The organism is Ilumatobacter coccineus YM16-304 (assembly GCF_000348785.1).
Lineage (GTDB): Bacteria > Actinomycetota > Acidimicrobiia > Acidimicrobiales > Ilumatobacteraceae > Ilumatobacter_A > Ilumatobacter_A coccineus.
On the sequence record NC_020520.1, the window covers coordinates 865613 to 880975 of the forward strand.

7 protein-coding genes and 3 tRNA genes are annotated in these 15363 nt (G+C 65.4%); 9 read left to right on the forward strand and 1 reads right to left on the reverse strand.

Going from position 1 to position 15363, the window contains the following annotated elements; all coding sequences use genetic code 11:
* The first annotated feature begins 31 nt into the window (after nucleotides 1-31).
* Entirely contained in the window at nucleotides 32-10711 is a 10680-nt protein-coding gene (locus YM304_RS24535) for a VWD domain-containing protein (RefSeq protein ID WP_041297987.1), read from the forward strand.
* Between the two features lie 55 nt (nucleotides 10712-10766).
* Here the strand turns inward: YM304_RS24535 and YM304_RS03940 are convergent, their stop codons facing one another.
* Nucleotides 10767-11318, reverse strand: coding sequence for a GNAT family N-acetyltransferase (locus YM304_RS03940; protein ID WP_070105280.1), 552 nt, complete (start codon nucleotides 11316-11318; stop codon nucleotides 10767-10769).
* A gap of 194 nt (nucleotides 11319-11512) precedes the next feature.
* Here YM304_RS03940 and YM304_RS03945 point away from each other — a divergent pair.
* The 8 genes from YM304_RS03945 to rplK all read left to right on the forward strand — a co-directional run bounded on the left by YM304_RS03945 (nucleotide 11513) and on the right by rplK (nucleotide 15343).
* Nucleotides 11513-11585 (forward strand) — tRNA-Thr (locus YM304_RS03945).
* A 67-nt stretch (nucleotides 11586-11652) separates the two neighbouring features.
* A tRNA-Met gene (locus YM304_RS03950) sits at nucleotides 11653-11729 on the forward strand.
* A 44-nt stretch (nucleotides 11730-11773) separates the two neighbouring features.
* Nucleotides 11774-12958 carry an elongation factor Tu gene (gene tuf / locus YM304_RS03955; RefSeq protein WP_015440347.1) on the forward strand — a complete coding sequence of 395 codons (1185 nt, stop codon included), beginning with the start codon at nucleotides 11774-11776 and terminating at the stop codon, nucleotides 12956-12958.
* A 110-nt stretch (nucleotides 12959-13068) separates the two neighbouring features.
* Nucleotides 13069-13233, forward strand: coding sequence for a 50S ribosomal protein L33 (rpmG, locus tag YM304_RS03960; RefSeq protein ID WP_015440348.1), 165 nt, complete (start codon nucleotides 13069-13071; stop codon nucleotides 13231-13233).
* A gap of 94 nt (nucleotides 13234-13327) precedes the next feature.
* Nucleotides 13328-13404 (forward strand) — tRNA-Trp (locus YM304_RS03965).
* A 60-nt stretch (nucleotides 13405-13464) separates the two neighbouring features.
* Nucleotides 13465-13767 carry a preprotein translocase subunit SecE gene (secE, locus tag YM304_RS23395; RefSeq protein ID WP_015440349.1) on the forward strand — a complete coding sequence of 101 codons (303 nt, stop codon included), beginning with the start codon at nucleotides 13465-13467 and terminating at the stop codon, nucleotides 13765-13767.
* 5 nt (nucleotides 13768-13772) lie between these two features.
* Nucleotides 13773-14843 (forward strand): transcription termination/antitermination protein NusG, encoded by a 1071-nt coding sequence (gene nusG / locus YM304_RS25750; RefSeq protein WP_231897623.1) that lies wholly within the window; start codon nucleotides 13773-13775, stop codon nucleotides 14841-14843.
* Nucleotides 14844-14914: 71 nt separating this feature from the next.
* The gene (gene rplK / locus YM304_RS03980; protein WP_154723297.1) at nucleotides 14915-15343 is read left to right on the forward strand and encodes a 50S ribosomal protein L11; all 429 of its coding nucleotides are present in this window, start codon (nucleotides 14915-14917) and stop codon (nucleotides 15341-15343) included.
* The last annotated feature ends 20 nt before the right edge of the window (nucleotides 15344-15363 follow it).

Consider the following 15363-nt stretch of genomic DNA (forward strand, 5'->3'; position numbering starts at 1 on the left):
CGGGTCGCGCGCCGACGGAGGATCTGCACAGATGGCGACGAAGAGCATGCGGTACGGACTTGCGACGCTGACGGGCATGGCCTTGTGCCTCGCCGCCGCGGTGCCGGTGGCAGCCGACGACGGGCACGGCGAGCCGGTCGAACCGGTCGCGGAGACCAGCGTGCCCGGCGCCGACGACACCGAGCAGCCCGACGACACCGACTCGCCGACAGACTCGGCAGCAGATCCGGCCGGTGACTCGACGACGGCGAACCCGCTGCTGACGTGGCTCGCCGACGAGGTCGCCTCGTCCACCGCGGAGGTGTCCGGCGGATCCGTTCTCGACTGGGCTCGCGAACTCGCGAAGGACGACGTGCCGGTCTCGCCCGAACCCGCCTCGGCATCGCCGTCGTCGCTCGTGGCGTCCGGCGAGATCGTGTCGTTGGATCCGGCGCGTGTGTTGGAGTCGCGTGATGCCGACGATGCGAAGACGGTTGATGGGTTGTTCGAGGGTGATGGTCGTGTGGAGGCGGGGGAGACGGTTCGCCTGGATGTGGTTGGTCGTGGTGGTGTGCCGGGGTCGGGTGTGTCGGCTGCGGTGATGAATGTGACGGCGATCGTGCCGTCGGGTCGCGGGTTCGTGACGGTGTTCCCGTGTGGTGAGATGCCGTTGGCGTCGTCGTTGAACTACGACGCGGCGGGTGTCGTGGTGGGCAACGAGTTGGTGGCGAAGCTGAACGATGCGGGTCAGGTGTGTCTGTTCTCGTCGGCTGAGACGCATTTGACGGTCGACGTCGTCGGCTACGTCCCCGAGTCGTCGTCACTCGTCTCGCTCGATCCGGCACGTGTGTTCGAGTCGCGCGATGCCGACGACGCGAAGACGGTCGACGGCCTGTTCGAAGGCGACGGTCGCGTCACCGCCGGCTCGAAGGTCACCCTCGAGATCGCCGGTCGCGGCGGCGTCCCGACCGACGGCGTCGCGGCTGCCGTGATGAACGTGACCGCGATCGTGCCCTCCGGGCGCGGCTACGTCACCGTCTTCCCCTGCGGCGATCAGCCGTTGGCATCGTCGCTCAACTACGACGCGGCGGGCGTGGTCATCGGCAACGAGCTCATCGCCAAGCTGAACGCCGACGGCGAGGTGTGCCTCTTCACCTCCGGCGAGACGCATCTGACCGTCGACGTCGTCGGCTACGTGCCGGAGTCGAGCGAGATCGTGTCGTTGGATCCGGCGCGTGTGTTGGAGTCGCGTGATCAGGCGGATGCGAAGACGGTTGATGGGTTGTTCGAGGGTGATGGTCGTGTCGAGGCGGGGGAGACGGTTCGCCTGGATGTGGTTGGTCGTGGTGGTGTGCCGGGGTCGGGTGTGTCGGCTGCGGTGATGAATGTGACGGCGATCGTGCCGTCGGGTCGTGGGTTCGTGACCGTTTTTCCGTGTGGTGAGATGCCGTTGGCGTCGTCGTTGAACTACGACGCGGCGGGTGTCGTGGTGGGTAACGAGTTGGTGGCGAAGCTGAACGATGCGGGTCAGGTGTGTCTGTTCTCGTCGGCCGAGACGCATCTGACGGTCGACGTCGTCGGCTACGTGCCGACCGGCGTGCCGAACCAACTGCAACCGCTGTTCACCGAAGGCTGGCATCTCGAGCCGTCGTCGGTGATGTTCACGGGCGATGACGAGACCGCCTCCGTTCGGCTCGTCCACTACGGGCCCGATGGCCTTCCGAGCGATCGGCCGGTCCCTGCCGGCGCAAAGATCGAGCAGACCGATCGGATCTTCGACGCGCAGTTGGAGGACGGCGAAGTCACGGTCAGTGGCTCATCGACCATCGGTGCCGAGGCGATCGCGGTGTCGGTCCCCGGTGTGGCGACCGACCTCTACTTCTGGGTGAGCTCGGTGCGGTTCGAAGCCGACATTCTCCGACTCGATCCAGACCGTGTGCTCATTCCTCCGCCGGCAGGCGCGGACGTCTCCTCGATCGACCCGTTCACCCTGGCCGAGTTCGAGGCCCGCACGTTCGAGGGCGACGAGAACGCACCGTCGTACTTTCCGTATGTGCTGACCGGGACCCCGCCAGCGGTCGGAACCACCGTCGCCAGCGAACGTGCCATGGGAACGGTCATCGAGCCCAGCGGCGCACCCACCATCGAACGCAACGGCCTCAGCCTGGTGACGCTGGAGTTCACCCCGCTGGGTGACATCTTCACCGAAGCGAACTTCGACGTCGACTTCGCGGACCTCTCCGATCGCGGGCTGGTCGATCTCGGGCCCGATGTCGTCTGCTACGCGCTCACCGACGATCCCGACGACGTCTCCGAGGAAAGCTGCGAGTCCGACGTTGCCGGACCGTTCGCCGATTCGATCGGGCCCGGGCACGGAAGCCCGTCTGGCACGACCGCGCCCTCGTCGCTCGACCGCCCGAGTTCGGCCGACGCCGAGGAGAAGAAGGATCGGCCGTGCGGTGTGACCGGCGGAGTCGGCCTGGGCGGACTCGACCTCGTGTTCGAGAAATCGCTGGGTCTCGACGGAAAGCTGCTGTACATCGACACTCCCGATGGCGATCTCGTGGGTCTGCAGGCAACGCTCGGCCTCGCAGGGTCGCTGAAAGCGGGGGTGAAGGGCAAGCTCGCGTTGTCGGGCTCCATCGGGTTGTCGTGCTCGAAGTCGCTCGGCAAGGCCACCATCGACATTCCACCGCCACTGGGCACCGTGCTGAACGGCGTCATCGATCCCTCGGTTTCGGTCGAGGGGACGCTGTCGGTGAGTCCGTCGGCGAAAGCTCTCGACGTCGCGCTCGTGTGCGGCGTGTCGGCGAGTTTCCTCGGGGGCGTTCGGTGGACCAACGGAGGCGGATTCCAACCGATCGATCCCACCCCCAGTGCCGACGCGGACTGCAAGGACTCGAAGTTCGAACCCGGTCTCGACCTGGGAAGTGTCGAGAACGGTCTGGAGATCAGCGGCTCCTTCACGGCTGGCGTCTACCTCAACGTCGCGGCCGGTGTTCGCATCGGTGGCCGAGTTGCGAGTTTCATCGGGTTCCTGCTGTCCCGCGAGGACCTCGGTGAAGTCACGCCGTTCGCGGCGAAGATCGGTCCACAGTTGGTGTTCGCCTTCGAGAGCGAAGCGAACACGCTCGCTTCGAAGAAGACGGGGACCAGTCTCAAGGCGGAGTTGATCGCCGAACTCGGACTCGACACGTCGCAGTTCGCAAACTTCTTCAAACAGTTCGCCGACCTCAAGATCAACCTGCCGCTGCCGAAGATCGCGGTCAAGCTCGGAGAACTGTCGTTGGTGCTCCCACCCGAGGTCGGTGGCACGCCGACCCTGTCGATCGACGGGGAGGTCGTCGATGCCGACAAGAAAGTCGCGATCGACGAGACGTTGCAGGCGAAATGGACGGCGTCGCCACCGTTCGTCCTGTTCCCCGGGGAACTCACGTCTGATTTCGACGTGTTTCGAGTCGACGGGTCGAGTCTCGAGCCCGATGTCATCGTCGACGTGGCGAAGTCGGCGTCTGGCGCCGTCGCCACATTCGACATGACCGAGTCGCGGTGCCTTGACCATGGTGAGAAGGTCATGTACCGAATCCTCGGCTCGTCCGAGGCGTTGGGCGGAGCGCTCAGTTTCCCGACGTACATCGGTGAGTTCTCGGTGCAGTGCGCTCGCTCGCTCGAATGGGAGGAGAAGGAACCGGTCAAGCTCTCGATCGCCGAGCCGGAGGCGACGGTGACGCTCAAGCAGTCGGGCCTCGACGAGGAACAGTGGACGCTCGAGGAGACGTTGTCGGGGACCGAAGGGCATGCGTTGACGCCGTTCCCGACGACGGGTCGGTTCGTGGTCGGAAACTCGCCTGGCCAGACGACCAAGGACGACGTGCCGATCGAGTTCACGCTCGACTGCGAAGGAGCGGAGTCGAAGAAGGTCGAGCGACAATGGACCGCCTCGGTCGATGACACGAGCAGCGAGCCACTGAAGTTCGAACTCGACTGCACTCGCAAGCTCGAGGTCGTTCCATCGACGGTGTCGCTCGCGAAGCGCACACCCACGACGTCGTTCACGGTCACACAGGAACACCTCGACGACGCGGCGTGGACGATTGCACTCAAGGAGGGCGAGGCCGTCCCCGCCGGATACACGGTCTCGATCTCGCCGGCGTCGGGAACGTTCGCTGCGGCCTCGACCACCGCCGAGGCGACAATGACCTGCCCCGAGCAGTCCGACGGCATTCCGAGCGTCGTCTACGAGGTGGAGACGGCAGTGCCGCTCGAAACGCAGGAGTTCACCGTCGAGTTGAACTGCACCGACGACTTCATCGACATCGTGGGTGACTCCTCGCTGGAGGTGCCCGGCGGGGCAACCGTCGCGATCGAGAGTGAGGGTGCCGACGACACCGCGTGGACGCCGACCGGTCGTATGGAGGCCGACAAGAGCCAACCGGTTCCGGGCTTCCTGCCGGGCCGGGGCTCGGAGAGCGACCAGCCGGGCGTGTTCATGGCCACCACGCAACGCGACCCGCGGAAACAGGAACCGATCCCCGTGCCGTGCGGCAAGCCTGGCCTGACATCGCTCCCCGAATCGAAGGGGCCGGGCGGTGTCACAGCGCCAGGCCGAGGCAGCGACTCGATCATCGTCGTCTGGGAGGCCAAGGACGGGTTCCCACCCGAGCCCGAGCCGTGTCCCCCGCCGCCGCCGCCCGACCCGCCGGGACCGCCCGGTGGACCCGGCGGCCCCGGCGGCCCCGGCGGGGGAGGAAACGGTGGCCCGGGTGGCTCGGGCGGCGGCGCCTGGGGCGACCCGCACATGACGAGCTTCGACGGGCTCCGCTACGACGCGCAGACGCGTGGCGAATACGTGTACGCCCAGCAGGTCGACCCCGACCCCGACGGTCCGCGCGTCGTGGCACGACATGAGGACTTCGGATCCAGTACCAGCCTCTTCGCCGCCACGGTGGTCACCGGTGTGGCCGTCGAGCAGGCGGGTGTCAAGCTCGAGGTCACCACGCGCCCGCCCGCCGTTCGCCTCGACGGAGACATCATCGAGTTCCCGATCGGTTCGTACATCGAGGTGTCCCCCGGCGTGTTCGTCGGACGCACCACGGCAGGCACATACCGGTTCACCACGACCGACATCGACGTGGTCATCCAGGTGAACAGCTATCTCAACGTCGACGTCTTCGTCGCCGACGACGCTTCGATCGTCGGCCTCCTCGGGCTCGCCGACGGCGACCCGGCGACCGACCTGCTCATTCGCGACGTTGCCGAGCCCATCGGGAACTGGGACGAGATCACCCTCGCCGACGCGCGAGCCCATGTCGACGAGTTCTTCGAGTTCAGCGACTCGTGGCGGCTCACCGACCCCGCCGACTCGCCCTTCACGGTGTCGTCCGACGTGTTCGACCAACCGAACCGGCCGCGCCCCGGCAGCGAACTCCTCGAACCGTACCGCGAGCAGGCGCGCCGACTCGTCGCCGCGAACTCGGTGTTCTGCGACAACTCCGGCCCGGCGGAAGAACACACCATCGAAGTGCTCGCCATCGAGATCGCGATGGGGAACGAAGCTGGAATCCTCACCTGCGAGTTCGTGCTGTCGGGATCGGTCCGCATCGACGACCCCGACACGATCGCCGTCGGCGTCGAAGTCGAGGCCAGCGCCCCTGGCCTCGTCGACTGCGTCACGACCACCGACACGGTGGGCAACTGGCGCTGCACGACCGGACCCGACCCGCTCAGCGACCCTCCGAGCGAGGTGACGTACCCCTACGACGTCGACGTGGTGGCTCGCGCCGTCGGCTCGACGGACGTGGCAGCCTCCGCAGTCGTGCCGCTGCCTCAGAAGGCGCCGTTCACCGGTCAGCTCAGCGTCGGTCCGATCGCGCTGGTCATCCCGGCAGCGACCGCCACGGTGGTCGAGTTGAGCGGCACCCTGGAATCGGGCAACGAGCCGGTGACCACACCGACCACGCTCGAGTTGGTCGGTGACGACGTCGATGGGAACAAGGTGGTCGGCACTCGCCTCACCGTCGTGCCCGATGCGACCGGCGCCTACTCCGAGGTCGTCGGCCTGCCGCTCGCGGTGACCGAACTCGACGTTGTGTGGCGCATCGGCATCGACCACGACCACGAGACCGCCACCTACCCGAACCTGGTTCCGGGTCTCAACGAACTCGACTTCACACGCTCGTACGACCCGCCGTTGCTGCGCATCGCCGGACAGTTGCGCTACAACGGCGACCCCGCGGTCGGCTCGGTCACCGTCAGGGCGACGCGCCCCGGCTTCGCCACGCCGTCGACGCAGACACTTCCGATTGCAGCCGACGCGTCTGGCAGCTACGTGGTCGAGACCTACGTGGCGTCGACCACGACGAGCGTCGAGTTGGTCGGAACGAGCGGTCACCCGTCCAACGTCGTCACCAGCGTGTTCGACGCGCCTTCCGGCGGGCTCAACGACGTGCCGCTCGACATCGTCGTCAGCGCGCCGCGCCTGGTGCTGTCGGGATCGGCGTCGGTCAACGGCCAGGTTCCCAACCGCTTCGAACTGCGGGTCGACGCGGTCGGGTATCCGCGTCAATCGGTGGGGATCTGGCCCGACGGTTCGGGCGACTGGGACGCGACCTTCGACCTGCCGGCCGGCGTCACGACCGTGAACGTCACGGCAGCAGCCGGATCGATCGCCGCTGACTACCCGACGATCGACCCGACGGGGCTCGTCGACGGGACGAATCTCGTGCCGTTCGACGTGGTCGTCGACGGCCCGTCGGTCGCGGTGTCGGGTCGCATCACGGGCGACGGCGTGCCGATCTCCGGAAACACGTACTTCGACGTCGCGGCCACCGACGCCAGCTACGCCACCATCGTGGCGGCGACGTCCGACGCCAACGGCGACTACAGCTTCGCCACCGATCTGCCGATCGGCGTCGACGAAGTCGACATCACGGCGCGCGCCGGTTTCAGCGTCGCCGCCCGTCCGACCACCCGCTCGGCCGTGCAGCCGTCGGGGGTCACCTCCGTGGCCTTCGACCCGACGGTCGATGCGGCCGGCGTGACCTTCACCGGCACCCTCGAGATCGACTCCGCCGCCGCGACCGGCAACCGGCCGCTGACGGTGGAGTACTTCGATGGCGACGACGATCTGGTCGACCTCGCCACCGTGTACGCACCGGTCGGGAGCGACGGGACGTACTCCGTCGGCCACGTCGCGCCGCCGTCCGCCGTGCGCGGCACCGTGTCGGCAGCCGTCGGGCCATGGCGGGCGCATCGCACGCTGCAAGCGTTCAGCGGACTCGCCGACGACGGAACACCGACGGTGGTGCCCTACTCCACCGATGCCATCACGCACCGGCTCGACGTGAGCGGCGTGATGACCGCCGACGGCGCGTTCGTCGGCGGCTCGAAGCGGTTCGTGGTCACCGTCGAGGCGACACGAACGAGCGGAGCCCCCGAAACCCTCGTCATCGTCCGTGACGTCTTCGTCAACCCGTTCAACGGCGAGTACTCGTTCGTCGTCGAGATCCCGGAGACCTCGACGTCGGCGTCGATCGTGGCCGAGATCGGCGCCGATCCGATCGACTACCCGACGATCGCGGTGCCGACGATCGAAACCGGTACCACCGTGGTCGACTTCGACGGCGACGCCGCGCTGCCCGTCGACGTGAACGTCACCGGCGTACTCGCCGACGCCGACGGCCCGTTCACGGGCCAGGCCACCATCCGCAGCATCCTGCGCGAGAACGACGGCACGGTCGTGGCGACCTACGACGACGTCGTCGACGTGGTCGACGGGGAGTTCCAACTCGCGTTCAGTGAGCGCAGCGACACCAACGAGATCCTGCTCTCGTGGCTCGTCGGTATTCCCGGTGAGAGCCCCGTCGTGCGCACCTTCACCGGGCTCACGCCTGGCGACAACGAGGTGGCCTTCGCCGAGGTCTACGACCCGCCGATCATCGAGATCGACGGTGTCGCGACCCGCAACGGCGCGCCGATCGCCGGCGATGCGACGATCGACCTCTCCGTGTCGCGTGACGGTGGGGGATCGGTGTCGAGTTCGGTCGACGTGACCATCGATCCGGTCGACGGGTCGTTCGCGTACTCCGAGACCTTGCTGCGTGACGCCGTGGCCATCGACGTCGACGTCTCGGTGTCCGACGCCGACGACGGCACGGCGAGCGCCACCATCGATCCGCTCGTCGGCGGATCGAACGAGGTGTCGGTCGAACTGATCTCGCTCCGCCCGGTGCTCGAGGTGTCGGGCACCATGACGCATGGCGTCGGCTCGCCGTCGGGCAACGTCACCGTCGTGGTGGCTGCCTCCGACGGTGCGAGCCAGAACCGGAGCATCAACGTGGTCGTCGATCCCGACGACACCGACGGCTCCTACGACTTCGAACTGCTGCTCCCGATGTGGGCGACCGAAGCGACGCTGACCGCTCGCATCGGTCCCGACGCGTCGCTGTGGCCCGAGCAGACCGAAACCGGCCTCGTCGCCGGTCCGAACGCCGTCACGTTCGATCCGGTCGTGGTGGTCCAGTCGATCACCGTGTCGGGCGCCGCCACGATCAGCGGAGGCGACTATCCGGTGCCGTTGCAGTTCTACGTGTCCGACAACGATCCGGGCGTCAACTGGGGTCGGTTCGTCGTCGCCGACGTCGTCGACGGGCAGTACAGCTTCGACCTCCTCACGCCGTCGACGGTCGACTCGGTGCGCGTGCTGGTTCGTACGGGCATCGGCCCGTACACCGCCGAGGACCCCGAACAGATCTTCAGCAGCCTCGGTGCCGGCGGCAACGCGCTCGACTTCGACGTGGCGCTACGCGGGCGCGGCGTGCTGGTCACCGGCCGTCTGACCGACAGCAGTTCGGGCACCACCGTTCCAGTCACCACTGCGCAGCAGTTCCACGTCGACAGTCGGATCGCTGCAAACGCGCAGTCGAACTTCTCGACCAGCTACACGATCTCTCCCGATGCGAACGGTGACTTCACCACCTTCTTCATCGTGCCCGACAACGCGACGGTCGTCGGCCACGGCACGCGGATCGGACCGAACTCGGGCGACCTCGTCCGCCAGGTGTCGGCGGCCATCGGCGACGGCGTCAACGCCATCGTCCATGACGACGACTACGACCCGCCGAAGATCGTCATCACCGGCAACCTCCGCCGCGACGGTGATCCACTCGACGAGGACGCTTTGTTGCGGCTCGGTGGAGGCGGCTTCGCTCAGGTCAGCGTGACCCCGGAGGCCAACGGAGACATCGCCGGAACCATCCTGGCCCCACGGGATCGGGTCGGCACGACCGTCGACGTCCAGTGGATCAACGCGAGTTGGGTGTCGGCCGAAGACATCCCGGCCGTCAGGACGCAGACGCTCGTCGACGGTGACAACCCGCTCACCTTCGTGTGGGATCGACTGACCACGACGGTCACGCTGAGCGGCACGATCGAGTACCGCGGTGTCGCTCGAACCGGGTTGACCAACATCGACGTGTACATGTCGTCCACCGAGGGTTCCCCTGGCACCAACCTCGGTGAACGCAACGTGGCCGTCTACCCCGATGAGTTCGGCTACTACGAGACCACCTTCGCCGTGGCGTCCGATTCCGAGACGGTCAACGCCGTCATCCTCCTCGGCGGCTTCTACTCCGATCCGTACGAGCGCTTCTCGGTCGTCGTCGACACGACGCCCGGCCAGAACACCGTCGACGTGCTCGACGCGCAGACCACCTCGCTCGAACTCGACGGCACCGTCACGTACGCGAGCAGCGGCACTGCGTTCGTCGACGAGTACTTCACGGTGTCGGTCGTGGCCGATGACGCAGGCGACAACGAACTCGACACGTTCGACGAGATCGACGTGTACACCGACGAGAACGGCGACTACGAGCTCGAACTGTTCCTGCCGCCCGGCACCGCGTCGGTCGAGATCAGCCCGGACCTCCCGGGTACCGACCCGTTCGACATCGCGATCACGTCGAGTCCGGGGCTCACCACAGACACTCACGACTTCACCACGGCGGGCGGTCTCGCCGTGACCGTTCAAGGGGTCATCACCGATTCGGTGGGGGTCGCTGACCCGACGATCGAAGTGGTCGGTTACAGCAGTGACGACTACGGGTTCGGACCGATCGACTGGTACGAGGAGTCGAGGGCCGCGGTGCCCTACGTGTTCTTCGATCCGGCGGGCGACTACACCGGCGACTCCATCGTCGACCCGATCGCCGACTTCGTCGAAGTGGTGGTCACCTTCTCCGACGGCGCCGACGACACCGTGTACCGCCGGACCTTCGACGTCCGGTTCGAAACGGCGCCGTACGTGCTCGATGTCGACATCGAGCACAGCGACGACCGTCTCGAATGGAGCGGCACCACGGAAGTGTTCAACCCCGATCCCGACAACACGTACTGCGAGTCGGAAGGGATGCCGTTCATGTTCCGGGCGAGTCTGACGGCGTACGTCGACCAGGACAGCGTGACCGACGGCGATCCGTCGAACGACCTCGAAGTCGCCTCGACCATCGTCCTGCCGACCAACTACGACGAACTGACCGGCGACGACTGGGCCTTCGCGTCGGCGGTGCCGGCCGGCTACGGGTACCTCATCGTCGGTTTCGAGACGTACGACTTCTACGACCCGAACGCCGTCGACGCGAACTACGGCTACGGCGTGACGTACGCCGGCGGCGTCGACGAGTCGCCGTTCAATCTGCTCGATGCGGAATGCGTCGGCGAACCGATCGACTTCTGATGCTCCCACCGGCTGCGTCATCGGGTGTCTGACACCCGATGACGCAGCCGGCATGTCAGAGCATGAGTTGCATCACGGCCATGTCGAGCCACCTGCGATGCTTGCGTCCGACCTGGCGTTCGATGCCGACCAGCTCGAAGCCACACGCACGATGCAAGGCCAGCGAGGCCTCGCCCGACGCTTCGATCCGGGCGATCATCGAATGGAACCCCGAATCGCGAGCGACCTCGATCAGGTGGTCCATCATCGCTCGGCCGATTCCGCGTCCGCCGTGCGCTCGCGACACGTACACCGAGTTCTCGACCGTGGTGCTGTACGCGGCCCGCTCGCGGTAGGGCGACAACGACGCGAAGCCGACGACCGTACCGTGTTCTCGGCCGTGCTCTTGGTCGTCATCGTCGAGCTGGGCCACGACCGCCGAGAACGCTCCCGAGCGCTGCGCGATCCAGTCCTGCTGAGCTTCGAGCGTCCGTGGGACGAGGTCGAGCGTGGTCGTGTGATTCTCGACCTCGTGGTTGTAGATCGTGCGCATCGCCTCGGCGTCGTCGACGACAGCGAGGCGCACCCTGACCAGCGGCTGAGGCGATTCGGAGGGTGCGACGGACATCGCCTGTGAAACTACTGGGCAAACACCGCGCGAACGGCGAAAGTTCGCGGTGGTTGTTTCCGCCTCGCCGATACACTCTCGGGCTGGCCGCAACGCTGGAGCGGTCCCGAAGGTTGCCCCGGATCCCGGGACAGTCGGCGGAAACCACATAACCAGCAACGGCAGAATCGAGTGCTTCGGCGCTCGGTTGTGACGCCCTCTTAGCTCAGTCGGTAGAGCACAGCCATGGTAAGGCTGGTGTCGTGAGTTCGATTCTCACAGAGGGCTCGACCAAGTGGCCGGGGTGACCCGGTGACGAGTCAAATCACCGAACACGCAATCCCACACCATGTTTGGCGGCGTAGCTCAGCTGGTCAGAGCATCCGGCTCATAATCGGAAGGTCGTCGGTTCAAGTCCGACCGCCGCTACCAAATCAAGATCCCAATCACAGGAACCCTCAGGAGCGAGGAAAGCAATGAGCAAAGCAAAGTTCGAGCGGAACAAGCCGCACGTCAACATCGGCACCATGGGTCACATCGACCATGGCAAGACCACGCTCACGGCTGCGATCTCGAAGACGTTGTCTGATCGTGGTCTTGCGGATTTCACCGATTTCGAGGGCATCGACAAGGCGCCTGAGGAGAAGGCTCGTGGTATCACGATCTCGATTTCGCACATCGAGTACGAGACGGAGAACCGTCACTACGCGCACATCGACATGCCGGGTCACGCTGACTACATCAAGAACATGATCACGGGCGCGGCGCAGGTTGATGGTGCGATCCTGGTGGTTGCTGCGACTGATGGTCCGATGCCCCAGACGCGTGAGCACGTGCTGTTGGCTCGTCAGGTTGGTGTTCCGTACATCGTGTGTGCGCTCAACAAGTCCGACATGGTCGACGACGAAGAACTGTTGGAGCTCGTGGAGCTCGAGGTTCGTGAGTTGCTGACCGAGTACGAGTTCCCGGGTGATGATGCTCCGGTCGTGCATGTCTCGGCGCTGAAGGCGCTCGAGGGTGATGCGGATGCGCAGGAGAAGGTCATGGAGCTCATGGCTGCGTGTGATGCGTCGATTCCGAACCCTGAGCGTGATCTGGACAAGCCGTTCTTGATGCCGATCGAGGACGTGTTCACGATCACGGGTCGTGGCACGGTCGTGACGGGCAAGGTCGAGCAGGGCATTGTTCACACTGGTGATGAGATCGAGATCGTTGGTTTGCGTGACACGCAGAAGACGACGTGTACGGGTGTGGAGATGTTCCGCAAGCTGCTCGATGAGGGTCAGGCTGGCGACAACATTGGTGCGTTGCTTCGTGGTATCGACAAAGAGGACGTGGAGCGCGGTCAGGTGCTGTGCAAGCCCGGCAGCATCACGCCGCACACGAACTTCGATGGTCAGGTGTACATCTTGACCAAGGACGAGGGTGGCCGTCACAAGCCGTTCTTCAACAACTATCGTCCGCAGTTCTTCTTCCGGACCACGGACGTGACCGGGACGATCGAGTTGCCGTCGGGTACCGAGATGGTGATGCCTGGTGACAACGTCGAGATGACCGTCGAGTTGGGTAAGCCGATCGCGATGGACGAGGGTCTTCGTTTCGCCATTCGTGAAGGTGGCCGTACCGTCGGCGCCGGCCGCGTCACCAAGATCCACAAGTAATCAATTCGAACCAGTCAACGGCCGGCTCGGGTTCGCCCGGGCCGGCCGCTGTCTGTCATCCACCATTCGACTTCGAGTGTTGGAACTGCAAGTAAGAAAGCGAGGCCGTCATGGCCAAGAGTGACAAGCGGGTCAAGGTGACCCTCGAGTGCACCGACTGCAAGCGGCGCAACTACATCACGATGAAGTCCAAGGTGAACGATCGTGAGCGCCTCGAAATGCAGAAGTACTGCAGCAACGAGCGCAAGCACACCACACACAAAGAAACTCGCTGATCTACCTCTGCGGCCGTCATGCACCGACAACACGGTGTGCCGACGGCCGACGGTGAGTCTCTGGAGGCGCTGGTACCCTGGTGCCTCCTCCCAGAGGGCAGTAGCTCAGTTGGCTAGAGCATCGGTCTCCAAAACCGACGGTCGTGGGTTCGAGTCCCTCCTGCCCTGCCAGTAACCAACCATGCCTCGGCATGGATCGACGATCGAGAAATCGCAGACAACATCGTGTCATTGGACGACCTGAACCGCGAGCAGAAGCGCCAGCTGAAGAAGATGGGCGCGCTCAACGACGAGGGCAAGGCTCAGCGCGCCCCGCGCCAGCAGCCCAAGAAGCGTCAGGACCGGGTCGGTGTTCGTCAGTACCTCAGCGAAGTTCGCGATGAAATGCGCAAGGTCGCGTGGCCGAAGCGCCCCGAGGTCAAGCGGTATTCGATCATCGTCGTGATCACCGTCGTCATCTACACAGCGCTCGTCGGCGGTCTCGACTACCTGTTCGGCCTTCTGGGCGAATGGTTCTACGAACAGAAATCCTGATTGACATGACCGACAACAACAGCAACAGCCTCGCCGACCTGGCAGCGCAGCTCGAAGCAGCGAGCGCCGCCGTCGACGACTCCACCGCCTCGATGGAAGGTGCTGCCGCGGCCCTCACCGAGGAGCCGTCGGTCGACGACGTCCCCGACGAGCAAGACCTCACCGTCAGCGCCAGCGACGAAGCCGTCACCGCCGACGCGGTCAGCGATCTCCTCCCGACCGGCGACGCCGTCATCAGTGACGGCAACGAAGACCTCGTCGCCGCCGACAGCATGTCGAAAGACAGCGCTGCCGACCTGCTCCCGACCGGCACCGCCAACGTCGACGCCGACAGTGACGAAGCTGCCACCGCGGACGACCAGGCCACCGACGACGCAACCGCGGACGCGAGCGATGACAGCAAGTCGGAGGGCGACGCCGGAAGCGCCGGCGACGAGTCTGCCTCGTCGGACGACGACGCTCAGGCAGCAGAAGCTGACGCAGAGGCCGACGACGTCGAAGAAGTTCCGTACGACGACCCGAACAAGCGCCCCGGCAAGTGGTTCGTGGTCCACACGCAGAGCGGCTACGAGAAGAAGGTCACGGCCAACCTCAACGCTCGCATCCAGTCGATGAACATGGAAGACAAGATCTACGAGATCGTCATCCCCATGGAGGAAGTCGACGAGTACAAGAACGGCAAGAAGCAGACCGTCATGAAGAAGGTCTTCCCGGGCTACCTGCTCGTGCGTTGCCGGATGGACGACGAGTCCTGGTACTGCGTGCGCAACACGCCGGGCATCACCGGCTTCGTCGGCCAGGCTGCCAAGGGCCAGAAGCCCACGCCGCTCTCACGTCGTGAAGTCAAGACCTTCCTGTCGCCCAAGACCGAAGGCGTCGAAGCCGCACCTCGTCGCAAGGCGAAGCTCGACTACGAAGAGGGCGAGAGCGTTCGCGTGAAGGAAGGCCCGTTCGCCGACTTCACCGGCGAGATCGCCGAGATCAATGCAGACCATATGAAGCTGAAGGTGCTCGTCAACATCTTCGGTCGTGAAACCCTGGTGGAGATGGACTTCAGCCAGGTTGCCAAGCTCTGAGCGACCACGCTCCGAACCACGCAGCTTTCCTGCATCCACCCACCCCCTGACGAGAACACGAGAGAAGAAACATCATGGCCAAGAAGAAGGTTGCAGCGGTCGTCAAGATCCAGATCGAAGCCGGCAAGGCGAGCCCCGCTCCGCCCGTCGGTACCGCGCTCGGACCGCACGGCATCGCCATCATGGACTTCGTCAAGGCGTACAACGCCAAGACCGAAGACAAGGCTGGCACGGTCGTCCCGACCGAGATCACGATCTACGAAGACCGCACGTTCGACTTCATCCTCAAGACCCCGCCGGCGTCGACGCTGATCCGCGCGGCCGCTGGTCTCGAGAAGGCAGCGAACAACCCGGGTTCCGAGGTCGCTGGCTCGATCACTCCGGCTCAGGTCAAGGAGATCGCCGAGATCAAGATGCCCGATCTCAACGCGAACGACATCGAAGCTGCCATGCTGCAGATCGAAGGCACCGCTCGCTCCATGGGGATCGAAGTCGGCTGACGCCGGCCGACGGCTTCGCC

Bases quoted from the DNA above. Each gene is read 5' to 3' on its own strand.
- YM304_RS24535 (WP_041297987.1), top strand. From the start codon at position 32: ATGGCGACGAAGAGCATGCGGTACGGACTTGCGACGCTGACGGGCATG.
- YM304_RS03940 (WP_070105280.1), bottom strand. From the start codon at position 11,318: ATGTCCGTCGCACCCTCCGAATCGCCTCAGCCGCTGGTCAGGGTGCGC.
- tuf (WP_015440347.1), top strand. From the start codon at position 11,774: ATGAGCAAAGCAAAGTTCGAGCGGAACAAGCCGCACGTCAACATCGGC.
- rpmG (WP_015440348.1), top strand. From the start codon at position 13,069: ATGGCCAAGAGTGACAAGCGGGTCAAGGTGACCCTCGAGTGCACCGAC.
- nusG (WP_231897623.1), top strand. From the start codon at position 13,773: ATGACCGACAACAACAGCAACAGCCTCGCCGACCTGGCAGCGCAGCTC.